The sequence below is a fragment of the Bradyrhizobium acaciae genome (assembly GCF_020889785.1).
Taxonomy (GTDB): domain Bacteria; phylum Pseudomonadota; class Alphaproteobacteria; order Rhizobiales; family Xanthobacteraceae; genus Bradyrhizobium; species Bradyrhizobium acaciae.
This window is the reverse complement of sequence record NZ_JACMYK010000012.1, coordinates 66,990-91,287: the sequence shown is the minus strand read 5'-3', so window position 1 is coordinate 91,287 and position 24,298 is coordinate 66,990. Positions and strand designations below refer to the sequence as shown.

General features: G+C 65.2%; 23 protein-coding genes. 8 read left to right on the top strand and 15 right to left on the bottom strand.

Going from position 1 to position 24,298, the window contains the following annotated elements:
* The first annotated feature begins 86 nt into the window (after window positions 1-86).
* Window positions 87-917, top strand: a complete 831-nt coding sequence (locus tag H8A92_RS08430) for an enoyl-CoA hydratase (protein ID WP_229195369.1) — start codon at window positions 87-89, stop codon at window positions 915-917.
* Between the two features lie 174 nt (window positions 918-1,091).
* Here H8A92_RS08430 and H8A92_RS08425 read toward each other — a convergent pair whose 3' ends face one another.
* Together H8A92_RS08425 and H8A92_RS08420 are read right to left on the bottom strand one after the other, a co-directional pair.
* Window positions 1,092-1,715, bottom strand: a complete 624-nt coding sequence (locus H8A92_RS08425) for a GNAT family N-acetyltransferase (RefSeq protein WP_229195368.1) — start codon at window positions 1,713-1,715, stop codon at window positions 1,092-1,094.
* A gap of 69 nt (window positions 1,716-1,784) precedes the next feature.
* A complete protein-coding gene (locus H8A92_RS08420; RefSeq protein WP_028339130.1) occupies window positions 1,785-1,988 on the bottom strand; it encodes a DUF1127 domain-containing protein in 204 nt (67 codons plus the stop codon).
* A 118-nt stretch (window positions 1,989-2,106) separates the two neighbouring features.
* Between H8A92_RS08420 and H8A92_RS08415 the strand changes: the two genes are divergently transcribed.
* The 5 genes from H8A92_RS08415 to tcuB all read left to right on the top strand — a co-directional run bounded on the left by H8A92_RS08415 (window position 2,107) and on the right by tcuB (window position 8,214).
* A complete protein-coding gene (locus H8A92_RS08415; RefSeq protein WP_229195367.1) occupies window positions 2,107-3,006 on the top strand; it encodes a transcriptional regulator GcvA in 900 nt (299 codons plus the stop codon).
* Between the two features lie 165 nt (window positions 3,007-3,171).
* On the top strand, window positions 3,172-4,497 hold the full coding sequence (gene tcuC, locus H8A92_RS08410; protein WP_163155456.1) for an MFS transporter: 1,326 nt from the start codon (window positions 3,172-3,174) through the stop codon (window positions 4,495-4,497).
* A 79-nt stretch (window positions 4,498-4,576) separates the two neighbouring features.
* Entirely contained in the window at window positions 4,577-5,977 is a 1,401-nt protein-coding gene (gene tcuA / locus H8A92_RS08405) for an FAD-dependent tricarballylate dehydrogenase TcuA (RefSeq protein ID WP_229195366.1), read from the top strand.
* A 24-nt stretch (window positions 5,978-6,001) separates the two neighbouring features.
* The gene (locus H8A92_RS08400; RefSeq protein WP_229195365.1) at window positions 6,002-7,036 is read left to right on the top strand and encodes an alpha/beta hydrolase; all 1,035 of its coding nucleotides are present in this window, start codon (window positions 6,002-6,004) and stop codon (window positions 7,034-7,036) included.
* A 74-nt stretch (window positions 7,037-7,110) separates the two neighbouring features.
* Window positions 7,111-8,214 (top strand): tricarballylate utilization 4Fe-4S protein TcuB, encoded by a 1,104-nt coding sequence (gene tcuB, locus H8A92_RS08395; RefSeq protein WP_229195364.1) that lies wholly within the window; start codon window positions 7,111-7,113, stop codon window positions 8,212-8,214.
* Between the two features lie 119 nt (window positions 8,215-8,333).
* Here the strand turns inward: tcuB and H8A92_RS08390 are convergent, their stop codons facing one another.
* Genes H8A92_RS08390 through H8A92_RS08380 form a run of 3 tightly spaced genes read right to left on the bottom strand, consistent with a single transcriptional unit; the run spans window position 8,334 to window position 10,982 of the window.
* Window positions 8,334-8,747 (bottom strand): Rieske (2Fe-2S) protein, encoded by a 414-nt coding sequence (locus H8A92_RS08390; RefSeq protein WP_016846808.1) that lies wholly within the window; start codon window positions 8,745-8,747, stop codon window positions 8,334-8,336.
* A gap of 52 nt (window positions 8,748-8,799) precedes the next feature.
* Window positions 8,800-9,909, bottom strand: a complete 1,110-nt coding sequence (locus H8A92_RS08385; RefSeq protein ID WP_229195363.1) for an amidohydrolase family protein — start codon at window positions 9,907-9,909, stop codon at window positions 8,800-8,802.
* Window positions 9,906-10,982 (bottom strand): amidohydrolase family protein, encoded by a 1,077-nt coding sequence (locus tag H8A92_RS08380; RefSeq protein WP_229195362.1) that lies wholly within the window; start codon window positions 10,980-10,982, stop codon window positions 9,906-9,908. The genes H8A92_RS08385 and H8A92_RS08380 overlap by 4 nt, the downstream gene beginning before the upstream one ends.
* Before the next feature lie 172 nt (window positions 10,983-11,154).
* Between H8A92_RS08380 and H8A92_RS08375 the strand changes: the two genes are divergently transcribed.
* Window positions 11,155-11,637 (top strand): CinA family protein, encoded by a 483-nt coding sequence (locus H8A92_RS08375; RefSeq protein ID WP_229186190.1) that lies wholly within the window; start codon window positions 11,155-11,157, stop codon window positions 11,635-11,637.
* A gap of 193 nt (window positions 11,638-11,830) precedes the next feature.
* Here H8A92_RS08375 and H8A92_RS08370 read toward each other — a convergent pair whose 3' ends face one another.
* The 3 genes from H8A92_RS08370 to H8A92_RS08360 form a co-directional block, all read right to left on the bottom strand.
* The gene (locus H8A92_RS08370; protein ID WP_229195361.1) at window positions 11,831-13,141 is read right to left on the bottom strand and encodes an HlyD family type I secretion periplasmic adaptor subunit; all 1,311 of its coding nucleotides are present in this window, start codon (window positions 13,139-13,141) and stop codon (window positions 11,831-11,833) included.
* Window positions 13,142-13,149: 8 nt separating this feature from the next.
* The gene (locus H8A92_RS08365; protein ID WP_229195360.1) at window positions 13,150-14,901 is read right to left on the bottom strand and encodes a type I secretion system permease/ATPase; all 1,752 of its coding nucleotides are present in this window, start codon (window positions 14,899-14,901) and stop codon (window positions 13,150-13,152) included.
* 149 nt (window positions 14,902-15,050) lie between these two features.
* Window positions 15,051-15,899 carry an acyl-CoA thioesterase domain-containing protein gene (locus H8A92_RS08360; protein WP_229195359.1) on the bottom strand — a complete coding sequence of 283 codons (849 nt, stop codon included), beginning with the start codon at window positions 15,897-15,899 and terminating at the stop codon, window positions 15,051-15,053.
* 56 nt (window positions 15,900-15,955) lie between these two features.
* Here H8A92_RS08360 and H8A92_RS08355 point away from each other — a divergent pair, with 56 nt between their 5' ends.
* Window positions 15,956-16,864 (top strand): LysR substrate-binding domain-containing protein, encoded by a 909-nt coding sequence (locus H8A92_RS08355; RefSeq protein ID WP_229195358.1) that lies wholly within the window; start codon window positions 15,956-15,958, stop codon window positions 16,862-16,864.
* Here H8A92_RS08355 and H8A92_RS08350 read toward each other — a convergent pair.
* From H8A92_RS08350 to H8A92_RS08320, 7 genes are all read right to left on the bottom strand, one after another.
* On the bottom strand, window positions 16,861-17,838 hold the full coding sequence (locus H8A92_RS08350; RefSeq protein ID WP_229195357.1) for an ABC transporter ATP-binding protein: 978 nt from the start codon (window positions 17,836-17,838) through the stop codon (window positions 16,861-16,863). The two genes, H8A92_RS08355 and H8A92_RS08350, sit on opposite strands and share 4 nt — an antisense overlap.
* A 13-nt stretch (window positions 17,839-17,851) precedes the next feature.
* Window positions 17,852-19,264 carry an amidase gene (locus H8A92_RS08345; protein WP_229195356.1) on the bottom strand — a complete coding sequence of 471 codons (1,413 nt, stop codon included), beginning with the start codon at window positions 19,262-19,264 and terminating at the stop codon, window positions 17,852-17,854.
* On the bottom strand, window positions 19,261-19,458 hold the full coding sequence (locus H8A92_RS08340; RefSeq protein ID WP_229195355.1) for a hypothetical protein: 198 nt from the start codon (window positions 19,456-19,458) through the stop codon (window positions 19,261-19,263). Before H8A92_RS08340 ends, H8A92_RS08345 begins: the two co-directional genes overlap by 4 nt.
* Window positions 19,455-20,528, bottom strand: a complete 1,074-nt coding sequence (locus H8A92_RS08335) for an ABC transporter ATP-binding protein (protein ID WP_229195354.1) — start codon at window positions 20,526-20,528, stop codon at window positions 19,455-19,457. Before H8A92_RS08335 ends, H8A92_RS08340 begins: the two co-directional genes overlap by 4 nt.
* Window positions 20,529-20,532: 4 nt before the next feature.
* Window positions 20,533-21,420, bottom strand: a complete 888-nt coding sequence (locus H8A92_RS08330) for an ABC transporter permease (RefSeq protein WP_229195353.1) — start codon at window positions 21,418-21,420, stop codon at window positions 20,533-20,535.
* Window positions 21,421-21,422: 2 nt separating this feature from the next.
* The gene (locus H8A92_RS08325) at window positions 21,423-22,376 is read right to left on the bottom strand and encodes an ABC transporter permease (RefSeq protein WP_095731554.1); all 954 of its coding nucleotides are present in this window, start codon (window positions 22,374-22,376) and stop codon (window positions 21,423-21,425) included.
* 195 nt (window positions 22,377-22,571) lie between these two features.
* The gene (locus tag H8A92_RS08320) at window positions 22,572-24,224 is read right to left on the bottom strand and encodes an ABC transporter substrate-binding protein (RefSeq protein WP_420831300.1); all 1,653 of its coding nucleotides are present in this window, start codon (window positions 24,222-24,224) and stop codon (window positions 22,572-22,574) included.
* Window positions 24,225-24,298 lie beyond the last annotated feature (74 nt).

Below are 24,298 nucleotides of genomic sequence, written 5' to 3'. Positions count from 1 at the left end.
ATCCATGTCGCTGCAAGCTGAAGTATGGATTGCTTCGTCGCTTCGCTCCTCGCAATGACGGTCAGGACTTGGCCCCCGGAGGAAACATGTCGAACGAAATCAAGATCGAGACCGGCACCGACGAACTGCTCTGCGTGATGCGCGACCGCGTCGCCGTCATCACGCTGAACCGTCCGGATGCCCGCAACTCGCTGTCGGACACGCTGACGCCGGCGCTGCGCACGATGATCCGAACCTGCGGCGAGAACCCCGAGGTCGGCGTGCTGCTCGTCACCGGTGCCGGCAAGGCGTTCTGCGCCGGCGGCAACGTCAAGGGCATGGGCGCAAATCGCGATCCGAAGAAGCTCGAAATGTCCTATGAGGACAAGGTGGCGGATCTGCAGGAGCGCCAGCGCCTGCTCACCGGTGCCCTCGCCTCGGTGCGCAAGCCGACCATTGCAGCACTTCCCGGCCCTGCGGTCGGCGCCGGCCTCGCCATTGCGATGGCCTGCGACATCCGGATCGCCGCGCAATCCGCCTTCATCTCGACCGGCTATCTGCGCGTGGCGCTGAGCGGCGACTATGGCATGGCCTGGTTGCTGACGCGCCTGGTCGGCACCTCGCGCGCCCGCGAGCTGATGTTCACCTCCGAGAAGGTCGACGCCGCAAGGTGCGAGCAGATCGGCCTCGTCAACCGCGTGGTGCCCGACGAGGTGCTGCAGGACGAAGCGTTCGCGCTGGCGAAGTCGATCGCCGAAGGCCCGACGCTGGCGCTGCGCTACATGAAGGACAATCTCGACGAGGCGCTGCAGTTCGATTTCGCCACCGCGCGCGACCACGAGGCCGAGCGGCTGATCCGCCTCACCACGACGGCGGATCACAGGGAGGCCGTGCAGGCCTTCGTCGAGAAGCGCAAGCCGGTGTTTCGGGGGAGCTGATCCGCAGCTTGCGCTGCAGTGTCATTGCCGGGCTTGACCCGGCAATCGATCGAGGGAAGCGCTCTTGCTGGATGGATGCGCGGGTCAAGCCCGCGCATGACAAGAGGAAATTGCAGCAGGAACACTGAAAGAAAAGGGCCCGGTTCTGGAGGGGCCAGAACCGGGCCTAGTCAGTCAAACCGCAAGCGAGGACATCGTGGCCAAGCGGGAAGTGGCGGCAAGCCGCCAGCTGGCACAGGGAATGTCTTGCGGTTCGACGTGGATCTCCTTGGCAAAGCGCACCAGCTTCCAATCACCGGGGCTTGCAGTGAAAGCGTAGTCAGACTTGCGGGCGAGGCCGATCATCGCCGCGTTGGAACGCAACGTGTCGCCAAAGATGCGCTCGGCTCCGAAGGACGCCGCGCGGCATTCGAGATTCTTCAACAACGCCTTGCCAATGCCGTGGCCCTGCCACCGGTCATCGATCGACAGGCCGAACTCGACGCTCGACGTATCGGCATGGAAAGCGTAGCGGGCTTCGCCGACGATGGTCTCAAAGCCATCGACCACCATCGTCGCGACCACCGTGAACCGGTCTGCCTCGCCGACGTGGATGAAACGCTCGAGCTCCGTCTTCGGCAGCTCGCTCAGTGCGCCCAGGAAGCGGCTGTAACGGGACGCCGCGGAGAGCGAGCGGATGTAGCTCTGCAGCTCTTCGCGGTCGCGCGGCTCGACGAAGCGCACCTTGATCTCGCTGCCGTTCCTGGCGCGCAGCACATCCGAGTATTGCTTGAGATCGTCGAGATGCAGCGCAGTCATGACACGCTCCTCGGGTGAAAGTACTGGCCGGCGCCCCTCGATCGAGGCAGCGCCGGCGAAGGCGGCCTGTCAGGCCCGCCAGAACGGCTTCTCGGTCTCGAAAACGATGTCGCTGCGGGACATGCCGATGTCGTGCAGGTCGCGCTCGGTCCACTGCGACAGTTCGCGGCGGCGCTCGTAGCGCTCCCACCAGACGTGCAGGGTTTCGCCGACCTGGTTCAAAAGGCCCGGCGTATGATGATTTGTCATCGATTCATGGGTGAAAATGGACATTTGCGGCTCCAATCGGTAACCTGTTGGGGGGAATATCAGGGTTATTGAGCCTGTTCACAAACGACACTTTGTACCGCTTCGCATGAATTAAAGTCATGCATTTGGAGGCACTTCAGGGATGACCAGCCGCCTGCCTTCATTGAACGGCCTGAGGGCGTTCGAGGCCGCCGCACGGCACATGAGCTTCACGCTGGCGGCATCCGAACTGAACGTGACGCAGACCGCGATCAGCCATCAGATCCGGCGGCTGGAGGAAGAGCTCGGCGTGCGGCTGTTCATCCGCCAGAACCGCTCGCTGAGCCTGACATCGGAGGCTACCGAATACCTTCCCGGCGTCCGCGCCGCCTTCAACGACCTCAGGCTCGCGACCGATCGCCTGCTGCGCCGGGATGACGATCACGTGCTGACGGTCTCGACGCTGGCATCGCTCGCGGCCAAATGGCTGCTGCCGCGGCTCTCGGCATTCCAGGAGGCGCATTCCGGTATCGACGTCCGCATCACCACCTCGACCAGCCTGGTCGACTTCCAGCGCGACAAGGTCGATGCGGCGATCCGCTATGGCCGCGGCCAATGGGCGGGCCTGCGCGCGGACTGGCTGATGGCGGATGAACTGTTTCCGGTGTGCAGCCCGTCGCTGCTGCAAGGAACCAAACCGCTGAAATGCCCCGAAGACCTCAGGGACCACGTGCTGCTGCACACCAGCAACGCCAACAGCGACGACTGGCGGCTGTGGCTGACCGCAGCGGGCCTTGCGACCGACATTTCCAAGCAGCCCGGCGTGACTTTCGATCTGCTGTTCGTGACGATCCAGGCGGCGATCGACGGCATCGGTATCGCGATGGGCCGCACCTCCTATGTGCAGGACGACATCGCCAAGGGCCGCCTCGTGGTTCCCTTCAAGATCGCGCTGCCGGCGGACGCGGGCTTCTATCTGGTCTCGCCGCAGGGGCGCGCCGATTCACCGAAGCTCTCGGCATTCCGGTCCTGGCTTGGCGCCGCGGCGCATGCGATGCCTTGATGCGGCGCACGCGGTTTTCTCTACGGCTTTTTTCCGATAGCAGCGGCGCGATTTCGGGTTGGTCGCGCCGGACTGGCGTGCCAAATTGCCGCATACGGCAGTTAACTGCCTTGGCCGGCGACAGAATTTGCGCCGGCCGTTTTGCCACGGGGAGGAAAGGGCGTTATGTCGCAGTCGAGTCCATCGCAAGCACCGCAAATCAAATCGCGTCTCGGCGCCATCCTGCGCGCGACCAGCGGCAATTTCCTCGAGCAGTTCGACTTCTTCCTGTTCGGCTTCTATGCGCAGGACATCGCAAAGGCGTTCTTTCCCGCCCAGAACGAGACCGCGGCCCTTCTCAACGCCTATGGCGTGTTCTGGCTCGGCGCGCTGATGCGTCCGGTTGGCGCGGTCGTGCTCGGCTCCTACATCGATCGCATCGGCCGGCGGCAAGGCCTGATCGTGACACTCGCGCTGATGGCGCTCGGCACCGTCGTGATCGCATTCTGCCCGGGCTATGCCGCGATCGGCATCGCCGCGCCGATCATCGTGCTGATCGGCCGCCTGATCCAGGGCTTTTCGGCCGGCGTCGAACTGGGCGGCGTCTCCGTCTATCTCTCCGAGATCGCGACGCCCGGCAACCGCGGTTTCTACACCTCGTTCCAATCGTCCAGCCAGCAGGTCGCGATCTTCGTTGCCGCGATCATCGGATATGTCCTGCGCGAGGTCATGCCCGGCGACACCTTCCTGGATGCGATCGGCGGCGTCGCCAAGTGGCGCATCCCGTTCTTTGTCGGCTGCCTCATCATTCCCGTGATCTTCATGCTGCGGCGTTCGCTCGAGGAAACGCCGGCCTTCCTGGCCATGAAGAAGCACCCGACGCCAAGTGAAGTGTTCGCCTCGGCGATCGAGAACTGGCGCATCGTCATCCTCGGCATGATGATCGCGATCCTGACCACCACGACGTTCTATTTCATCACCGTGTATGCACCCGGCTTTGGCAAGGAGCTGCACCTTTCGGCGTCCGGGACACTGCTGGTGACCCTGCTCGTCGCAGTGACGAACTTCATCTGGAATCCGGTCGGCGGCGCGCTGTCCGACCGGATCGGCCGCAAGCCGGTGCTGCTCGCGATCGCGGGCCTGTCGTTTGTGACCGCTTATCCGGCCCTGTCGTGGCTCGCGCATGAGCCCACGCTCGGGAAGCTGCTGGCGGTGCAGATGATGTTCTCGTTCTACTTCGGCGTCTACAGCGGCACAATGCTGGGATGCCTGGTCGAGATCGTGCCGGCGCATGTCCGCACCACCTGCTTCTCGATCGCGTTCGCACTGGCGGCCGGCATTTTCGGCACATCGACCCCCTTTGTCGCGACCAAGCTGATCGCCATGACCGGCGGGGACAAGGCCTCGCCTGCCTACTGGCTGATGTTCGGCGCGGCGCTCGGCATCATCGCTGCACTGATCGTCTATCGCGGCGGCCAGACCATCGAGCAGCGCAAGACGGTCGCGGCCTGATCTTCAGCATGCAAATGGGGCAGGCCGCTCGCCTGCCCCGGCATGTTGCTTTCGATGCCAACAACGATCACAAGAGCGCATGGTTGATCTGACGCGCAGGTTCGACGTGCTGGTGATCGGCGGCGGCAACGCCGCCCTCTGCGCTGCGATCAGCGCACGGCGCGCCGGCGCCTCGGTGCTGGTGCTGGAGGGCGCCCCGAAATTCTACCGCGGCGGCAACACCCGCCACACCCGCAACATGCGCTGCGCCCATGACGCGGCGACCGAGATCCTCACCGGGCCCTACACCGAGGAGGAGTTCTGGAAGGATTTGCTGCTGGTGACCGGCGGCCAGACCGACGAGGAACTGGCCCGCTTCATGATCCACGAGTCCAAGGACATATTGAACTGGATCGTCGAACAGGGCGTGCGCTGGCAGCCCTCGCTCGGCGGCACGCTGAGCCTCGGCCGCACCAACTCGTTCTTCCTCGGCGGCGGCCGCGCGATGCTGAATGCGCTCTATCGCACCGCCGAGGAGCTCGGTGTCGACATCCTCTACGATGCCGAGGTGATCGATCTCGTGATCGAGCACGGCATGTTCCTCTCGGCCCAACTGAAGCAGCCGGTCGGCGGACGAACCGAGGTACGCGCCTCGACGCTGGTGGCAGCCGCCGGCGGCTTCGAGGCCAACATCGAATGGCTGAAGCAATATTGGGGCGAGGCGGCCGACAATTTCCTGATCCGCGGCACGCCCTATAATCGCGGCGCGATCCTGAAGATGCTGCTGGCGAAGGGCGTGCAGGAGATCGGCGACCCCACGCAATGCCATGCGGTGGCGATCGACGCCCGCGCGCCGAAGTTCGACGGCGGCATCATCACCCGCCACGATTCGGTGGTGTTCGGCATCGTCGTCAACAAGCACGCCGAGCGCTTCTACGACGAGGGCGAGGACATCTGGCCGAAGCGCTATGCGATCTGGGGCCGCCTGGTCGCAGCCCAACCGGACCAGATCGCCTATATCATCTTCGATTCCACCGTCGTGACCAGCTTCATGCCGACGCTGTTTCCGCCGATCGCGGGTGCGACGATCGCCGAGCTCGCCGGCAAGCTCGAGCTCGATGCCGCCGCGCTGGAAAAGACCATCACCGATTTCAACGCCGCAGTGCGGCCCGGTACCTTCGACCACACCATCCTCGACGACTGCCGAACCGAAGGCATCACGCCGGCGAAGACGCATTGGGCGCGCAGGATCGAGACGCCGCCCTATCTCGCCTATCCGGTGCGGCCAGGCATCACCTTCACCTATCTCGGCACCCGCGTGAACAAGCAGTCGCGGATGCTGATGAAGGACGGCAAGCCGTCGGCCAACATGTTCGCGGCCGGCGAGATCATGGCCGGCAACGTGCTCGGCAAGGGCTACGCTGCCGGCATCGGCATGACCATCGGCAGTGTGTTCGGCCGCGTCGCCGGGCGGGAAGCGGCGAAGAATGCGCGGAACTAAGCTTCGCGCGATCGAGGAGGAGCGATGTCACGTCTTGCGACGTTCGCCGCAGCCGCCGCGCTGATGGCGTCAGCCACGAGCAACGCCGCCGAGCCGTTCGCGCTGCGCGACATGGGCTCGTTCCACGTCGGCGGCCGTCTCGTCGAGATATCAGGCAGGCCGGTCAAGGACGTCACCTTCACGCCCGGCGGCGTGCCGGCAAAAGTCGATCCGAACGGCACCTACCAGGTCGAGCAGATGTACGTGCAGTACTTCCTGCCGCAAGACGAGAAGGGCGCCTATCCGCTGCTGCTGTGGCACGGCGGCGGCCTGACCGGCGTCACCTATGAGACGACGCCGGACGGCCGCGAGGGCTGGCTGAACTATTTCCTGCGCAAGGGCTGGAGCGTCTACAACTCGGACGCGGTCGAGCGCGGCCGTGCCGGCTGGGCGCAATACCCCGACATCTTCAAGGGCGAGCCGGTGTTTCTCACCACGTCGAATCCGTTCCAGCGGTTTCGCATCGGCGACGGTCCCGACTCCTACGATCCCGATCCGGCCAAGCGCAAGCTGATGCCCGGCAGCCAGTTCCCGAACGAAGGCTACGAGAACTTCGTCAAGCAGAACGTCCCGCGCTGGACCACCACCGATGACGCGACGATCGCAGCCTACATCGCCGAGATCGATCGCGTCGGCCCCTGCATCATCCTGTTCCACAGCCAGGCCGGCACGTTCGGCTTCAAGGTCGCGCAGGCGCGTCCCGACAAGGTCAAGGCGCTGATCGCGATCGAGCCGGCCGGCGTCGGCGATCCCGCCAAGGTCGACGTGTTGAAGAACATCCCGACACTGATGGTCTATGGCGATTACATCGAGCGCGATACGCGCTGGCCGAAGATCCGCGCCACCGGGGGCGCCTTCGCCGACGCCATCCGCGCCGCGGGCGGCAGCGTCGACGTGGTCGATCTGCCGAAGGCCGGCATCAAGGGCAATTCGCACATGATGATGATGGACAAGAACAATGCCGAGGTCGCCGGCCTGATCCAGACATGGCTGGAAGGCAAGGGACTGACGAAGAAGTAACGTAGCGTTTTCAAGCGAAGTGGGAACCGGTTCGCGTTAAGAAAACGCGTCAAAATAAAGAGCACCAGAGAGCGATGCACGGGACGAGGATCTTGCAGGAAGCCGACCGTCTGATGACGGTGTGCAATTCCTGTCGCTATTGCGAGGGCCTGTGCGCGGTGTTTCCCGCGATGGAGATGCGCCGCGCCTTCTCCGACGGCGATCTCAACTATCTCGCCAATCTGTGCCACGCCTGCGGCGCCTGCTACACCGACTGCCAGTTCTCGCCGCCGCACGAGTTCAACGTCAACGTGCCGAAGACGCTTGCGATCGCGCGCGCCGAGTCCTATGCCGCCTATGCTTGGCCGCGCGCCTTTGCCGGTGCCTTCGCGCGCAACGGCCTCGTCATCAGCCTGATCGCGGCGCTCAGCGTCGCCGCCTTCATCTTCGGCTTTGCCGCGATCAACGATCCCGGCGTGCTCACCGGCATTCATACCGGCCCCGGTGCGTTCTACAGATTGATGCCGCACAACGCGATGGCGCTGCTGTTCGGGGCCGCCCTGCTCTACGCCATCGTCGCGCTGGCGATGGGCCTGCGCGCGTTCTGGCGCGCGATCGGCGAACCGGTCGGCATGACGACGGATGCGAAATCGCTGTTGCAGGCGGTCCGCGATGCCGGCGAGCTGCGCTATCTCGACGGTGGCGGCGTCGGCTGCTTCAACGAGGACGACCATCCGACCGACCGCCGCAAGCTGTATCATCACTTCACGTTCTATGGCTTCGCGCTGTGCTTTGCCGCGACCTGCGTCGGCACGCTCTATCACTATCTGCTGGCGCGCGAGGCGCCTTATGCATGGTGGGATTTGCCGGTGGTGCTCGGCACGCTCGGCGGCATCGGCCTCGTGGTCGGTCCGCTCGGGCTCTTGTCGGAGAAATGGAAGCGCGACCGCGTACTGGTCGACGAGCAGCAGATGGGCATGGACACCGCATTCATCCTGATGCTGTTCCTGACCAGCATCACCGGCCTCGCCCTGTTGCTATGGCGCGAAACCGCCGCGATGGGCCCGCTGCTGGCGCTGCATCTCGGCGTGGTGTTCGCGCTGTTCATCACCATGCCTTACGGAAAATTCGTGCACGGCATCTACCGCTTCGTCGCGCTGGTGCGCTACGCGCGGGAACGACGGATGATGGCGGAGTAGGCTCGAACCGCCGTCATTCCGGGGCGCGTAGCGCGAACCCGGAATCCATCGAGCCCAAGAACAAGTGGCGAAATGGATTCCGGGCTCGCCGCTGCGCGGCGCCCCGGAATGACGAGTGATCAGAGATCCACCACCACGTAGTCGCTTTCCACCGCGACCTTGATGGTCTCGGCCACATATGGTCCCTTCACCACATTGGTGCCCGGCTCGACGCTGACCGGATAGGCACGCACCCGGAAGCGGCGCGGGTCGCAATAGGACTGGCCGGTGCGGATATCGAACTCCCAGCCGTGCCAGGGACAGCGCAGGATTTCACCGAGCTTGGTATATTCGATCTCGCCGGGATCCGACGACGACGCGAGTCCGATCAGCGGCCCTTCGCACAGCGCCGCGCCCTGATGCGGACAGCGGTTCAACAGGCCGAAGAACTCGCCCTTGACGTTGAACACCGCGATCGGCCGTCCGTCGATCTCGAGGAATTTTCGCGACCCCGGAGGCAACTCGTCCACCGGGGCGATCACATGACGCGCCATTAGCTGTTCTCACGCACGATCTGATTCGAAAATCGGTTCCCGCTTTTTCGGATCATGCGATACCGTAAAGCTGCTTCGCATTGTCGAGATAGAACGCCTGCTTGTTGGCGTCGCTGACGCCTGCCGGCAGCACGCGCGACGGCTCGTCAAAATCCCAATGCGGATAATCCGTCGCGAACAGCAGTCTGTCCCAACCGATCCACTCGATGGTCTGGAACAGATGGTCGCGGCTCTCCGGATCCTCCATCGGCTGCGTCGTCCACCAGATGTGGTCGCGGATATATTCCGACGGCTTGCGCTTCAGATGCGGCACTTCGGCGTGCAGCCGCGAAAACACCTTGTCGAGCCGCCAGGCCAGCGACGGCGCCCAGCCGAAGCCGGCCTCGACCATCACCATCTTCAGTTTGGAGAAACGTTCGAATACGCCCTCGAGCACGAGGCTCGCCAGCGCGGTCTGCTGGCACTGCGAATGCCCGACCATTTCCTCGACGTAAAAGCTCGGCCAACCCGACGCGGTGATCGGGTTGCCGCCAAAGCCGAAGGCGTGCACGCCGATCGGAAGACCAGCTTCCTGCGCCGCCTCATAGATCGGCCAGTAGCGGCGCTGCCCGAGCGGCTCGACGTTGCGGCTCAGCAGCAGCACCTGGACGAAATTCGTGTCACCCGCGCGCTTGCGGATTTCCGCGGCAGCGGCCACGCCGTCCTCATTGGGGACCACGACCGAGCCCTTCAGTCGCGCATCCTTGCTGGTCCATTTCTCGATCTGCCAGTCGTTGATCGCCGAGCAGATCGCGCCGGCGAGATCCTGGTTGCGCAGACCCTGCCCGGTGTTGAGCGGGTTGAGCACCCCGAGCGCAACGTTGTTGGGATCGAGATGCTGCTTCTGCATGAACGACAACGACGAGCCCTGCTGCCCGCCTTCCGGCGGATAGGCATCGCGGCGCGACGCGTTGGGCTGCGCCTTCGGATAGGGCGGGCCTTCCATCATACCCTGATAGGCATGGACGCCGAAGGTCTCGAGATGCGCGTACCAGCGCTTGGCCAGATAAGGGTACAGCTCGTCCTTGGTCGCGCGCGCCGGATGGATGTCGCAATCGGCGATCGCGGTCTTGATGCCGGCCGAGGCGCCCGCCTCGGGACGTTCACGAATCTGAATGTTCATGGCGTCGTCTCCTTCATCTTCAACCGCGCATAGGTCGCATGCGGATTGTCGATCATGATCCTGCGGACCAGATCCCGCGACAACCCCTTCGGCAGCACATCATCGCCATCGAACTGCCAATGCGGATAGTCGGTCGAGAATAGGATCAATTCGTCCGACTGCATATGGTCGAATAGCCGGTTCAACGTGTCACCGTCCGGCGGGGCGTCGACCGGCTGCAGCGAGAAGCGGATGTTGCTGCGCACAATCTCGAGCGGCGCGCGGTCGACCCACGGCGTTTCCATCCGCACGCCGCGCCAGAATTTGTGCAGCCGCCACAGGAACGGCGGCAGCCAGGTGAAGCCACTTTCCAGCATCACCATTTTCAAGTTCGGATGACGCGCGAACACGCCCTCGACGATCAGGCTGGTGAGCTGGGTCTGGAACGCCTGCGCCTGCGCGACATAGTCCTCGATATGATAGGAGCCCCAGCCGACCGAGGTCGGCGGGTTGTGATAGGCGCTGCCGGCATGGATGCCGATCGGCAGGCCGAGCCGTTCCGCCGCGGCATAGATCGGCCAGTAGTGGCGCTTGCCGAGCGGCATGTCGCCCATCACCAGCATCAGCACCTGCACGAAGCGCCTATCCTGCGCACAGCGCTCGATCTCGGCGACCGCCTTCTCGATGCTCTGCACGGGGATCACGATCGAGCCGCGCAGGCGATCGTCCTTGTCGAGCCATTCCTTGACCAGCCAGTCGTTCAACGCGCGGCAGAACGCGTCGGCCATGTCTTCGGAGAACACCATCTGCACCCCGTAGAGCGGATTGCAGATGCCGTACGCGGAGCCGAACTTGTCGAGCGCCTGACGCTGCATGTCCGCAAGGCTCGAGCCCGGCTTGCCTTGCGCGGGGCGCCAATCCGGCCGCGACGAGATCGGCGAATTGGTCGGATAGGATTGCGAGATCAGATCCGTCATGCCGCGCGTCGTCACCTGGTCGCGCCAGTAGTCGTTCATGTACGGCAGCAGACTGGTGAGGTGAGGCACGGCGGGATGCAGATCGCAATCCACGCCGCCCGCGATCGGCGACGTCATGGTGTTTCCTCCGCGCACGCTCTCACGACAATTGGTGAGGCGCGGCCTGGTTGTTGTCCGATATTCAAGCAGGCCGGGCCGCGGTGTGCAACTCTGCAGGGACCGATGTGGTGTGCTAGGAAGGCAGAACGCCCCACAAGATTTTCATGGCCAACAACGAGAAAGACCGCCGATGAACGCACTCACATCCATCGCCGAACAGGTCGCCGCAAGACTGATCGCGAACAAGCAGACGATCGCTGTCGCGGAATCCTCCACCGGCGGGCTGATCTCGGCATCGCTGCTCGCAGTGCCCGGCGCATCGGCCTATTTCCTCGGCGGTGGCGTGATCTACACCCGCGATGCGCGGCGCGCGCTGATGGACATTTCCGACGATGCCATGCGCGGCCTCCGTTCGTCGTCGGAACCCTACGCACAGCTGCTGGCGCGCCAGATCCGCGAGCGCCTCGCGACCGACTGGGGATTGTCGGAGACCGGCGCCGCCGGCCCGACCGGCAATCGCTACGGCGATGCCGCCGGCCATAGCTGCATGGCGGTTGCAGGGCCCAAGCAGCAGGTGATCACGCTGGAAACCGCGAGCAGCGACCGCGCCGCGAACATGCAGGCGTTCGCGAAAGCGGCGCTGGAGCTGTTGCTGAAGAATTTGTCGCCGTAATTTTCTGCTTTCGTCCCGGGCAAGCGACTTGTCCGCCGTAGCTCAACGAGCGAAGGCGGAAGCGCGACCCATAACCACAGCTGTCAGCGTTGGAGAACGCTGGGGCCACAGCGGTGTGCCACAATGACCTGCGGTGGTTTTGGGTCCCGGCTTTCGCCGGGACGACCCGGGGAGAGAGCCCCGCGAGGAAAACTCACTTCTCGCGGAACGAGCGCATGAACTGGTCGTGCAAGGGCTTCATCAGGTATGACATCATGGTGCGGTCGCCGGTCTGGACGAAGGCCTCCACCGGCATGCCCGGGATGATCTTCACCTCGCTGCCGAGACGCGCGACCTCGCCCGGCGGCATCGAGACGCGGATCGTGTAGTAGCTCTGACCGGTGCGCTGGTCAGTCGTGGTGTCGGCGGAGACCCGCGTGACAACGCCGTTCAGCTCGGGTGTGGTGCGCTGGTTGAAGGCGGAGAGACGCAGCATGGTCTTCTGTCCGACCTGCAGCTTGTCGATGTCCTGCGGGTTGACCTTGGCCTCGACCGACAGATCGTCGGCCTTCGGCACGATCATCATGATCGCATCGCCCGCGGTGATGACGCCGCCGACGGTATGAACGGTCGACTGCAGCACCACGCCGTCCTGCGGCGCGCGGATGTCGACACGGCGAAGCTGGTCTTCAGCGGTAACCTTGCGCTCGACGAACTCGCCGATCTTGTCGTTGGCCTCGCGCAGATCCTTGGAAACCTCCGCGAGCATGTCCTTGTCGACCTGAATGATCTGCAACTCGGTCTCGGTGATCTTGCCCTTGGCCTGGGCGCGCGAAGCGATGTATTGCGCGCGCTCGCCGGACAGCCGGGCCGCATCGCGCTCCAGCGTGGTCAGGCGGGTCAGTTGCACCAGGTGCTGATCATAGAGCTGACGAACGCCGACCAGTTCGGTGTTCACGAGCTCGATTTCCTTGTCCTTGGACTTCTCCTGCGCCTGCAGGCCGGAGATTTCCTCGTTGAGCTGCGTGACGCGCTCACGCAGCTGCGCCTTCTGGCCGGTACGGCCGTTGACGCGCACTTCGAACAGCTTGGTTTCGCTGGTCATGATGTCCCGCACGTCGGGATCCTTGGCCTGCTCGAGGAGCTGCGGCGGAAACACGATCTTGTCGCGGCCCTGCTGCTCGGCCTCGAGCCGCGCCGCGCGCGCGTAGAGACCGTTCAGCGTCTTGACCACGATCGCAAGGCTCGCCTTGACGACGGTCTCGTCGAGACGCACGACGATGTCGCCCGCTTTAACCGTGTCGCCGTCACGCGCCAGAATCTCGCCGACGACACCGCCGGTCGGATGCTGCACCTTCTTGACGTTGGTATCGACCACCACCGAGCCCGGCGCGATCAGCGCGCCCGAGATCGGCACCGTCGCGGCCCAGCCGCCGACGCCGCCGCCGAGAACCAGGACCACGGCGAGGCCGACCACGAGATGCTTTCTGATCGAAGCATGCGCGTTACGCGGTTGATCGCTCATGCGGTCGCTCATGACTTGGCCGCCCCCGCATCGGCGACGATCTTGATCGGCGTGGGCACCGGCGGCGCGGCACGCTGCAGCACCTGCGCGAGCACGGTTTCCTTCGGCCCGAAGGTCTGCATGCGGCCGTCCTTGAGCACCAGCAGCTGGTCGACGCCCTCGATGCCGATCGGCCGGTGCGCAACCACGATGACAACGGCACCGCGCTCGCGGGCGCCACGCACCGCGCGGGTCAGCGCCTCGTCGCCCTCGCTGTCGAGGTTGGAGTTCGGCTCATCCAGCACGATCAGGAACGGATTGCCGTAGAGCGCACGCGCCAGCGCGACGCGCTGCGCCTGGCCGGCGGAGAGCGCCGTGCCCTGCTCGCCGACCTGGGTGTCGTAGCCCTCGCGCATCTTGATGATCATCTCATGCACGCCGGCCTCCTTGGCCGCCGCGATGATGCCGTCGGATTTCGCGTCGGGATCGAACCGGCAGATGTTCTGCGCGACGGTGCCGGCGAACAGTTCGACGTCCTGCGGCAAATAGCCGACATGGCGACCGAGCTCGTCCGAGGACCACTGATCGAGCGCGGCGCCGTCGAGCCGCACCTTGCCGCGCGCCGGCACCCAGACGCCGACCAGCGCCCGGATCAACGACGACTTGCCGGAACCGCTCGGACCGATCACGCCGACGCCGCTGCCGGCTTCGACGGCGAAGGTGACGTCTTGCACGATGGCGCGCTGGTCACCCGGCGCGACCATGGTCACGGCCTCGACCGAGAGCTTCTTCTCCGGCGCCTGCAACAGCGTCTGCGCGGGGCGTGCCGGCATCTGTTGCAGCAGGCGGTTGAGCCGCTGCCAGCTCTGCCGCGCGGCGACGAAGCCCTTCCAGTGCGCGATCGCGAGATCGACCGGCGCCAGCGCCCGCGCGCTCAGGATCGACCCGGCGATGATGATGCCGCCGGTGGCCTCCTGGTGGATCACGAGATAGGCACCGACCGCGAGCACGGCCGACTGCAGCATCATGCGCAGCACCTTGGCGACCGCACCGAGCCCGCCGGTCACGTCGCTCGCACGCTGGTTGCCCGACAGATATTCCTCGTTGGCCTCGTTCCAGCGCTTGTTCATCCGCCCGGCCATGCCCATGGCCACGAGCACCTCGGCATTGCGGCGGCTCGAAGCGGCGAGATCGTTGCGCCGCGCGGCGAGCGACATCGCCTCCTTGGCCGGCGTGCGCGACATGTATTCGGTGATCAGCGTCAGCGTCACCAGAATGATGGCGCCGACCAGCGCGGTGACGCCGAGCAGCCAATGGAATGCGAAGCAGATCAGCATGTAGAACGGCAGCCAGGGCAGGTCGAAGAATGCACCGGGGCCCATGCTGCCGAGGAAGGAACGCACATTGTCGAGATCGCGCAGCGGCTGCAGGCCCTCGCTGCGATTGCCGGCCATCAGCGGCAGCCGCACGATGGTGTCGAACACGCGCGCATTGAGCGCTTCGTCGAGCGAGGTACCGACACGGCCGAGGATTCGTCCGCGCAGGAGATCAAGCATACCTTGGGCGATGTAGAGCACCGCGGCGATGACCACGAGGCCGACCAGGGTCGGAACGCTGCGGCTCGGCAGCACGCGGTCGTAGACCTGGAGCATGAACATCGAACCCGTCAGATACAGCAGGTTGATCATGCAACTGATGAGGCCAACGCCGATGAAGGCACTGCGGCATGCACGCAGCGCCTCAGCCAGTTCGGAACGCCGGACAGCGGGCGCGACTGCCATAAAAACCGATCTCTGCAAAACAAAAGAGTTACGTGATCACCACGTTGTACAGGCGTTTGCGATCATCGTCCATTTCAAGTCACGCCGAGCAGAGCATGGTTCGCGCCGTATTTTTGTGATCCCACAAACAGTTGACGGAATAATTAGGGTTAACCGGCCGCGGAACCCTCGCCAGAGGCGGCCCGGCTTCTCGGAAAGGGCACGAGAATGACCGACATCGAGACCCGGCCGATCTCGCCGTCGACATCGAGCAGTACCCCGCTGCCAACGCCAAGCCCGGCCTCCGCCCGCCAGCGCGCCTCGGCGCGAACGCCGACCCACGCGCCCCGCGGCGGCCTGAACAGTTGCACCGCAAGGTTCGGGTTGGGGTCGGCCACCACATTCTGCACCGGGCGTGCGATGCCGTGGGTCCAATCGGCAGGACCGAGCACGCGCGACAGCGGGCCGGCGTCCGTAATCACGCTATGGTGCATCCGAAACCACGCGACATCGTCCCCGGCACGGGCTTCCATCGCGTCCATGAACCAGCTGCGACCATGGACGGCGTGCGGGCTGCGCAGCGGAAACACCGTCGGATCGACGCGGGCGGCGGCGCTGCCATGAAAACCGGGGATCTCGACCGCACGTTCGCGCGACAGCGTCACGCGGACCGTCGCGCAGGGCTGCTCTTCGCCTGCCGGCCATAGCGTGTTGTCGACGACGCTGACCCGGCCGCCTTCGGTCACGACAGAGACTTGCGTGCGCAAGTCCGCCATCGGCGTCGGCCGCAGGAACCAGGCCGCCGCCGATATCGCCGTGCCCCAGTTGCGCGCGCCCGCCATGGCCTCGACCTCGGCGGTCAAGAGGCTGGCAACCGCCCCGCCCTGGAGGCCAGCGAACGGCCCCGCCGCCAGCGCGGCAGGTTTCCAGTGATGGGGCGTGGAGAGCGGTTCGAAGATCGCCAAGGCGGGGGAATCCCTGAGGTGAGCAGGATTGAGCGTTTGCGCAATCTGATCCATGAATATCGACCATGACAAAAGGCCATTCATCACTCGAGGTGAACAGGATTCACCCATTGGACGCCCCCGACCCTCGGGTCATCCCGCCGCTGACGGCGCTGCTGGCCTTCGAGCGCGCGGCCACCCAGCTCAGCTTCCGGCGCGCCGCGCGCGACCTGTCGCTGAGCCCGTCCGCGATCAGCCACCAGATCCGCGGGCTGGAGCAGCAGTTCGGCACCAGGCTGTTCGTCCGCGGCGCGCGCGCGGTGCGGCTGACCGCGGACGGCGAGCGCTACCTTGCAAAAGTGTCGGCCGCGCTGGCGACGCTGCAGGAGGCGAGCCGCGACATGCTGCGGCAACGCGGCGAGGCAAGCAGCGAACTCTGGATCAGCTCACTGCCGTTCTTCACCAGCGCCGTGTTGCTGCCGGCGCTGCCGGAGTTCAAGCGGCGCCATCCGCAACTGACGCTGCGGATCGAGGCCACCCATCAATATGCCGACTTCACCGGATCGCGCGTCGATGTCGCGATCCGCTACGGGCGGGAACATGCCGCCGGGCTGAAGGTCGAGCCGCTGGTCAAGGTCAAGGGATTGCCGGTCTGTACACCCGCCCTGCTCAAAGCGGGTCTTCGAACACCCGCGGACCTGTCGCGCGAGGTGCTGATCCATGTCACGACGCAGCCGCGCGCGTGGCCGGGCTGGCTGAAGGAGGCCGGCCTGCCGCATCTCGCCCCGCGCGGGCATCTGTGGCTCGACAGCGTGCCGGCGATGCTGGAGGCCGCCGAGCACGGGCTCGGCGTGGCGCTGGCGTTGGCACCCCTGATCAAGGCGCGGCCGGGCTTCGGCAAGCGGCTGGTGGCGCCGTTTGCGTTCGAGCCTGTGCAGAGCGAGACGATCTTTCTGGTCTCCCGGACCGAGCAGGCGCGGGACCGGCGGATATCGGCGGTGCGGCGCTGGATCTCCGACGCGGTCGCGCGGGCGAGCTAGGCCGTCGCGACGCTGGGTTCCGCCAGGACGCAGCGCGCCTGGTGGCCGGGCGCGACCGGCACATTCGGCGGCAGGCTCTCGCTACAGCGCGGCTCGGCAAACTTGCAACGCGGTGCAAAGGAGCAGCTCGCCGGCGCCTGGTCGAGCGACGGCGGCGTGCCCGGAATGGTCTCGAGCCGCTGGCCGCGCATCGCACCGTGGATGGTCGAAGCCAGCAAGCCCTTCGCATAAGGATGCACCGGCGTGCGCACGATGTCGCGCAGCGCGCCCTGCTCCACGATCTGGCCGGCATACATCACCGCGACGCGGTCGCAGATCTCGATGGCGACGCCGATGTCGTGGGTGACGAAGATGACGGACATGCCGAACTCGCGCTGCAGCTCGCGCAGCAGCAGCAGGATCTGGATCTGCACGGTGGCATCGAGCGCCGTGGTCGGCTCGTCCGCGAGCAGGATTTTCGGCTTGCAGGCCAGCGCCAGCGCGATCATCGCACGCTGACGCATGCCGCCCGACATCTCGTGCGGATAGGAATCGAGCCGCCGTTTCGCGGAGGGGATCCGCACCACTTCGAGCATTTCGAGCGCCCGCGCGGTGGCGTCGCGCTCGCTCTTGCCCTCGTGGCGTATCACCGTCTCCGCGATCTGGCGACCGATGGTATAGACCGGATCGAGCGCCAGCGCCGGCTCCTGGAAAATCATCGAGACGGTCTGGCCGCGGAATGCGGACAGCGCCTCGTCATCCATCGCCAGCACCTCCCGGCCCAGCACCTTGACGCTGCCGGAGATCTGCGTGCGCTTCCGCGGCAACAGCCGCATCAGCGCGCGCAGCGTCACGCTCTTGCCCGAGCCGGACTCGCCGAGCAGCCCCAACACCTCGCCCTCGCCGAGCGACAGGCTGAGATCGTTCACGGCATGGACCGTGCGATCGCCGGTGAAGCGGATGTTGAGGTTGTTGATCTCGACGAGATTGGTCATGCGAGCCGCTTTGTCATGAGGGTCTTGGCACCCTGGCGTGGAAATCGGTCGCGCGCTGGAAGGCAGCGCCGATCCGAAGCAATGTCGCTTCCTCGAAGGAGCGGCCGATCAGCTGCATGCCGACCGGCAGGCCCGTCTTCATGAACCCGCTCGGAATCGACAGTGACGGCAGGCCGAGATAGTTGACCGGACGGGTGAACCGCGTCAGCCGCTGGATTACGGCTTCCGCGCCCGGACCGTTGCCGACATCGCTCTCGGCGATCGTCGGTGCCGGCACCGGAGCCGACGGCGCGATCACCGCATCGATCCCGCTGACCGCCGCGTTGTGCGCAGCGAGCGCAGGGCCACGCCAGCGCATCGCCTCGAGATAGCTGACCGCCGGTATGGTCAGGCCGTTCTGCAACCGCATCAGGACCTGCGCGCCGTAATCCTGCGGCCGCTCGATCATCCAGCGCTTGTGGAAGGCGGCGGCCTCGACCGCCAGCACCAGTTGCGACGCCGCGCTGAGCTGGCGTTGATCGGGCAGCTCGACCTTGACGATCTCCGCCCCCTCTTTCTTAAGGGTGGCGACCGTCTCATCAAGGATGCGCGCCACCTCGCCATCGAGGTCATCGACATAGAATGCCGTCGGGACGCCGATCTTCAGACCCTTCAGCGACTGCCTGGTCGCAGCCAAATAGTCGGGCACCGGCTGCGTCGAGGCGGTGAGATCTTCGGGGTCGGCGCCGGCCATCAGGCCGAGCAGCAGCGCGCAATCTTCCGCGGTCTGCGCCAGCGGACCGACGGTATCGAGCGACTGCGACAGCGGCATCGCGCCGGCACGGCTGACACGACCGACGGTCGTCTTCAGGCCGGTGACACCACAGAAGTGCGCCGGCATGCGGATCGAGCCGCCGGTGTCGGAGCCGAGCGCGGCGAAGGTGAGCCGCGCGGCGACCGCCGAGCCCGAGCCCGACGACGAGCCGCCGGTGATGTGCTCGGTGTTCCAGGGATTGCGCACCGCACCGTAATGCACGTTGTGGCCGGTCGGCCCATACGCGAACTCGACCATCTGCAACGAGCCGAGCCGGACCTGCCCGGCATCCTTCAGCCGCTGCAATGCGGTCGAAGTTGTCTTCGGCACGAAGTCGCGGCGGATCAGCGAGCCGCAGGTCACGACCTTGCCGGCCTCGTAATACATGTCCTTGTGCGCCAGCGGCACGCCGTGCAATGAGCCGCTTCTGTTGCCCTTGGCGAGCGCGGCATCGGCTTCGGTCGCGGCAGCCAGCGCCTGTTCGGATTCGATCGCCATATAGGCATTGAGGCGCGGTTGCCATTCCGCGATGCGATGCAGTACGGCGCGCGTCACCTCATGCGAGGAGACCTTCTTGTCGGCAATCGCCTTGGCGACCGCGGTCAGCGTCATCAGGGCCAGATCAGAGCTCATTTCGACACCTTTGCGATCTGCGCCAGCAGGAAGCTCGCGGGTTCGAGATCGAAAGGCAGCGTACCGGAGATCGGCGCGAAGCCGTCGAAGGCCGGTCCGATCGAATTGGCGATGCGACTGGCGGTGTCGTCGTCAGCCGGCACGTCGGCGACGTGCGCGATCACCTTGACATCCTTGGGGGTGGGTCTGGTCATGCCGCGTTTTCTCCTTTTGCTTTTGCCGGCGCGCGGCTGTGCCCCGAGCCAGAGATGGCCATGTAGCACGCCGCCTGATGGCCCATTGTATCGAGATCGCTGAGTTTTGGCGTGTCGTTTGCGCAGAGCGGCTCCGCAAACGGACAACGGGTGTGAAACCGGCAGCCCGACGGCGGATCGATCGGATTGGGCGGATCGCCCGAGATCGGCGGCACCTCGGTGCGCTTGTCGGGATCGGATGACGGCATCGCTGCCAGCAGCGCGCGGGTATAGGGATGCGCCGGCGCGTCCCAGACCGCATCGACCGGGCCGAGCTCGACGACTTCGCCGAGATACATCACCAGCACGCGGTCGGAGATGTAGCGGACCACGTTGAGATCGTGGCTGATGAAGAGATAGGTCAGGCCGAACTCGCGCTTCAGATCGGCGAGCAGATTGAGCACCTGTGCCTCGACCGACTTGTCGAGCGCCGACACCGCTTCATCGAGGATCACAAGCCGCGGCGACAGCGCCAGTGCGCGGGCGATGTTGACGCGCTGGCGCTGTCCGCCGGACACTTCGTGCGGATAGCGATTGGCGAAGATCTCCGGCCGCAAGCCCACCTTGCCGAGCAGTTCGCGCGCCAGCGTCCGTGCCGTGTCGTCGGCCATGCCGTGGACTTTCGGCCCGAAGGCGATCGATTCCTCGATGGTGAGGCGCGGATTGAGCGAGGCGTAGCTGTCCTGGAACACCATCTGCACGCCGCGCCGCAGATCGCGCAGCGAGAGCGCCGGGCCGACCTGCCTTCCATCATAGATGATCTCGCCGGCATCGCGCGTCATCAGATGCATCAGCAGCCGCGCCGTGGTCGACTTGCCGCAGCCGGATTCGCCGACGATGCCGACGGTCTCGCCCTTCATGACTGCGAAGCTGACGTCGTCGACGGCACGTACGGTCTTGCGCGGGCTGAACAGCCCGCCGCGCACCGGGAAGTGCTTGGTCAGGCCATTGACCTGCAACAGCGGCTGCGCCGCGCCGCCGATGTCGGCGACTGGCTCCAGCATATCGGTGGGAAGATTGGCATCCGTCATCGCACTAGTTCCTGATGTCCATGGCGCTGCGCATGCCGTCGCTGAGCAGATTGAAGCAGATCGAGACCGCGAAGATCATCGCGCCCGGCAGCGCCGCGACCCACGGATTGACATAGATCGCGGTGCGCAGCGTATTCAGCATCAGGCCCCATTCCGGCTCCGGCGGCTTGGTGCCGAGCCCGAGGAAGGACAGACCGGCGGCGAGGATCATCGACACCGAGATCAGGCCGGTGGCGTAGACGAAGATCGGGCCGAGCACATTGCCGAGCATGTGCACGCGCATGATGGTGAAGGGACCGGCGCCGGAGGCGCGCGCCGCCTCGACGAAATCCATGTTGCGGACACCGGTGGTGACGCTCTCGGCGACCCGGGTGATCTGCGGCACGAACACGATGGTCAGTGACACGATCGAATTGGTGATGCCGGCGCCGAGCGCGCCCGAGATCGCGATCGCCAGCAGCACCGAGGGGAAAGCATAGAACACGTCGACGGTGCGCATGATCGCGGTGTTGAGCTTGCCGCCGACGTAGCCGGCGATCAGGCCGAGCGAAGTGCCGATAATGAAGGCGAGGACCACGGGCAGGATACCGATCACCAGCGAAAGACGCCCGCCATAGATCAGCCGCGCCAGCATGTCGCGGCCAAGCTCGTCGGTGCCGAGCGGATAACCCGGTGTGCCGATGTGGCGGAGGCGGCGGATCATCGAGCCCTGATAGGGATCGGCGAGATGCAGCCACGGCGCCAGCAGCGCCGAGGCAAAGATCAGTAGCAGGATGACGGCGCAGGCCATGCTGACCTTGTCGCGCCTGATGCGGCGGGCAACGGTCGCCCAGTAGCCGCGCGCCTTGCTCGCGGGGGCGGCCTGCAATGCGGTATCTGACATTGCACTCATGGTTAGCTCCGCTTGATGCGCGGATCGATCGCGGCCTGCGCGATGTCGACCAGGAGATTGAGCAGCACGAAGAACAGCGCCAGCACCAGGATCGTGCCTTGCAACAGCGGCAGATCGCGCTGGAAGATCGCCGAGTTCAAGAGCAGCCCCGAACCCGGCCAGGAGAACACCGTCTCGATCAGGATCGAGCCGCCGAGCATGTAGCCGAGTTGCAGGCCCATCACCGCGAGCGCGGTCGGCGCGGCATTCTTGATGACGTGGCGGAACACTTCGGTCTCGCGCAGTCCCTTGGCGCGCAGCGCCTCGACGAAATCCTGGCTCAGGATATCACCGGTCAGCGCGCGGACCGTGCGTGTGACGATGCCCATCGGGATCACCGAGGTGGTGATCGCCGGCAGCACCAGATAGCGCAGATGCTCCCAGTCCCAAGCCCAGGCGCCGGAGCCGCCGGGACCGGCGCCGACCGCGGGCAGCCAGTTCAGCTGTACCGAGAAGATGATGACCAGCACCATGCCGAGCCAGTAATGCGGCAGCGAGACGCCGGCGATCGCAATCGAGGTCGCGACCTTGTCGACCCAGGTGTCGCGGAAGTAGCCGGCGATCAGGCCGAACAGCAGGCCGAGCGTGAAGCCGATCATCGCGGCTGCGATCGCCAGCATCACGGTGTTGCCGACCGCGCGCATCACCTCGCTCAGGACTGGGCGCCCGGTGGCGATCGAATTGCCGAGATCGCCATGGATCGCGCGCCACAGCCACAGGCCGAATTGCACCGGCAACGGGCGATCGAAGCCGTAGGCGCTGCGCAGTTGCGCGGCGAGCTCCTGCGAGGCATCGGCCGGCAGCACCGCGACCAGGGGATCTCCCGGCGTGATGTGCACCAGGAGGAAGCACACCAGCGCAACGCTGAGCACGATCGGAATGACGTAGACGATCCGTCTGGACGTATAGGCAAGCACGTTGTGTTCTTTCTTCCTTCGCCCCTTGTGGGAGAAGGTGGCGCGCAAAGCGCGCCAGATGAGGGGTTCTATCCGCGGATACAGTCATTGCACAGCAAGGAGGATCGCCCGCGGACGCAACCCCTCACCCGGCTTCGCTTTCAGCGAAGCCACCCTCTCCCACAAGGGGAGAGGGTACACGTTACGCGGCGCGCCTCACGGCACGACCGACACCGGCGAGAAGTCGACGAACCAGCTCTTCGGCTGCACGAAGCCCTTGACTTTCGGGCTCATCGCGCGCGGCGCGACGTCGTGAGCGACGTAGAGGAACGCCGCATCGTCGACCGAGGCGGCGTGCAGCTCGGCAAGCGCCGCGTCACGCGCCGCCGGTTCGAAGGTCTGGCGAGCCTTCTTCACCAGTTCGTCGAACTTCGGATTGTTGATGAAGCCCCAATTGTTCGAGACCGGCGGCGCCATGCCCGATTGCAGGAAGCGCACCAGCGCGAAGAACGGATCCATCGCGGCATAGGTGACGTTGGTCGCATTCGATCCGTTGGCCGACGGATCCTTGGCGCCGCGCCGCCAGTTGGTGAACAGCGTATTCCACTCGATGACGTCGAGCTGCACATCGAAGTAGCACTCGGCCAAAGCCTGTTGCAGATACTCGTTCATTGGCAGCGGCAGCATCTGGCCCGAGCCGGACGCCGACGTCTGAATCTTGACCGTCAGCTTCTTGTTCGGACCGAAGCCCGCCTCCTGCATCAGCTTCTGCGCAGCCGGCTTGTCGTATTTGATCTGGAAGGTCGGGTTGCCGCGCCAGGGATGGCCGGGCTCGAAGGTGCCGGTGGCCGGCACCATCAGGCCCGCGAGCAGCCCGTCGCGCAGCCCTTCGCGATCGACGCAGAGATTGGCGGCCTTGCGGACGCGGATGTCGTTCCACGGCGAGCCCTCGAGGCGCGAGAACTGCCAGGGCCAGACATGCGGCTCCTCGTTGGAATAGAGATTGAAGCCACGCTGCTTGATCTCGGGCAACGCGTCCGGCGCCGGCGCCTCGATCCAGTTGACCTGCCCGGACAGCAGTGCCGCGGTGCGGGCATTGGCCTCCGGCATCGGCAGCAGCACCATCTTGTCGGTCTTCGGCACGCGCGCCTTGTCCCAGTAGTTGTCGTTCTTCACCAGCTCGAGCCGCTCGCGCGGGGTGAAGCTCGACATCTTCCAGGGACCGGTGCCCGACGCGTCCTTGGCGAACGCGGCCCATGCGGCCTGCGACTTCGCCTTGGCATCGGCCCCGTCGGCCTTGTCGTAGAATTGCTGCCACTTGGCCGGGCTCGCCATGAACAGATTGGTGAGGTTGATCGGCAGGAAGCTGTCCGGCTCCTTGGTGGTCAGCTCCACCGTCATGTCGTCGATCTTGCGCGCCGAGACCAGCGTCGGCATGCGCGAGGCGGTGACGCCGACCTGGCTCGGATCGAATTGTGGTGTGTCCTGCTTGAGCACCTTGTCGACGTTCCAGACCACGGCGTCGGCATTGAACGGCGAGCCGTCGTGAAAGGTGACGCCGGGACGCAGCTTGAAAACCCACTTGGTCTTGTCGGCATCGTCGACCTTCCATTCGGTCGCCAGGCCTGGGATCAGCGCGCTCGCCTTGTCCGACGACGACAGGTCCCACATCGTCAGCGCGTCATACATCGTCAGTCCGGTGAAGCGATTGCCCTCAAAACCCTGGTCAGGCTGTCCGAGCGTGCGCGGAATATCGGCAGCGGTCATGCCAATACGCAGCACGGTCTCTGCGCTGGCGATCGCCGGCACACCGGTCGCAATCGCAAGCGCCAGCATGATCGCCGTCGCATTGGTCTTCCTGTTACGCATCTGAGCAGCCCCTTCGAGTCTGGTGACATTTTGGTGATTATTTCTTGGGCAAGCGTATGCAATGCCTGTGCCAA

Coding starts and splice junctions, on each gene's coding strand:
- H8A92_RS08430 (WP_229195369.1), top strand. CDS start 87: ATGTCGAACGAAATCAAGATCGAGACCGGCACCGACGAACTGCTCTGC.
- H8A92_RS08425 (WP_229195368.1), bottom strand. CDS start 1,715: ATGACTGCGCTGCATCTCGACGATCTCAAGCAATACTCGGATGTGCTG.
- H8A92_RS08420 (WP_028339130.1), bottom strand. CDS start 1,988: ATGTCCATTTTCACCCATGAATCGATGACAAATCATCATACGCCGGGC.
- H8A92_RS08415 (WP_229195367.1), top strand. CDS start 2,107: ATGACCAGCCGCCTGCCTTCATTGAACGGCCTGAGGGCGTTCGAGGCC.
- tcuC (WP_163155456.1), top strand. CDS start 3,172: ATGTCGCAGTCGAGTCCATCGCAAGCACCGCAAATCAAATCGCGTCTC.
- tcuA (WP_229195366.1), top strand. CDS start 4,577: ATGGTTGATCTGACGCGCAGGTTCGACGTGCTGGTGATCGGCGGCGGC.
- H8A92_RS08400 (WP_229195365.1), top strand. CDS start 6,002: ATGTCACGTCTTGCGACGTTCGCCGCAGCCGCCGCGCTGATGGCGTCA.
- tcuB (WP_229195364.1), top strand. CDS start 7,111: ATGCACGGGACGAGGATCTTGCAGGAAGCCGACCGTCTGATGACGGTG.
- H8A92_RS08390 (WP_016846808.1), bottom strand. CDS start 8,747: ATGGCGCGTCATGTGATCGCCCCGGTGGACGAGTTGCCTCCGGGGTCG.
- H8A92_RS08385 (WP_229195363.1), bottom strand. CDS start 9,909: ATGAACATTCAGATTCGTGAACGTCCCGAGGCGGGCGCCTCGGCCGGC.
- H8A92_RS08380 (WP_229195362.1), bottom strand. CDS start 10,982: ATGACGTCGCCGATCGCGGGCGGCGTGGATTGCGATCTGCATCCCGCC.
- H8A92_RS08375 (WP_229186190.1), top strand. CDS start 11,155: ATGAACGCACTCACATCCATCGCCGAACAGGTCGCCGCAAGACTGATC.
- H8A92_RS08370 (WP_229195361.1), bottom strand. CDS start 13,141: ATGAGCGATCAACCGCGTAACGCGCATGCTTCGATCAGAAAGCATCTC.
- H8A92_RS08365 (WP_229195360.1), bottom strand. CDS start 14,901: ATGGCAGTCGCGCCCGCTGTCCGGCGTTCCGAACTGGCTGAGGCGCTG.
- H8A92_RS08360 (WP_229195359.1), bottom strand. CDS start 15,899: ATGGATCAGATTGCGCAAACGCTCAATCCTGCTCACCTCAGGGATTCC.
- H8A92_RS08350 (WP_229195357.1), bottom strand. CDS start 17,838: ATGACCAATCTCGTCGAGATCAACAACCTCAACATCCGCTTCACCGGC.
- H8A92_RS08345 (WP_229195356.1), bottom strand. CDS start 19,264: ATGAGCTCTGATCTGGCCCTGATGACGCTGACCGCGGTCGCCAAGGCG.
- H8A92_RS08340 (WP_229195355.1), bottom strand. CDS start 19,458: ATGACCAGACCCACCCCCAAGGATGTCAAGGTGATCGCGCACGTCGCC.
- H8A92_RS08335 (WP_229195354.1), bottom strand. CDS start 20,528: ATGACGGATGCCAATCTTCCCACCGATATGCTGGAGCCAGTCGCCGAC.
- H8A92_RS08330 (WP_229195353.1), bottom strand. CDS start 21,420: ATGAGTGCAATGTCAGATACCGCATTGCAGGCCGCCCCCGCGAGCAAG.
- H8A92_RS08320 (WP_420831300.1), bottom strand. CDS start 24,224: ATGCGTAACAGGAAGACCAATGCGACGGCGATCATGCTGGCGCTTGCG.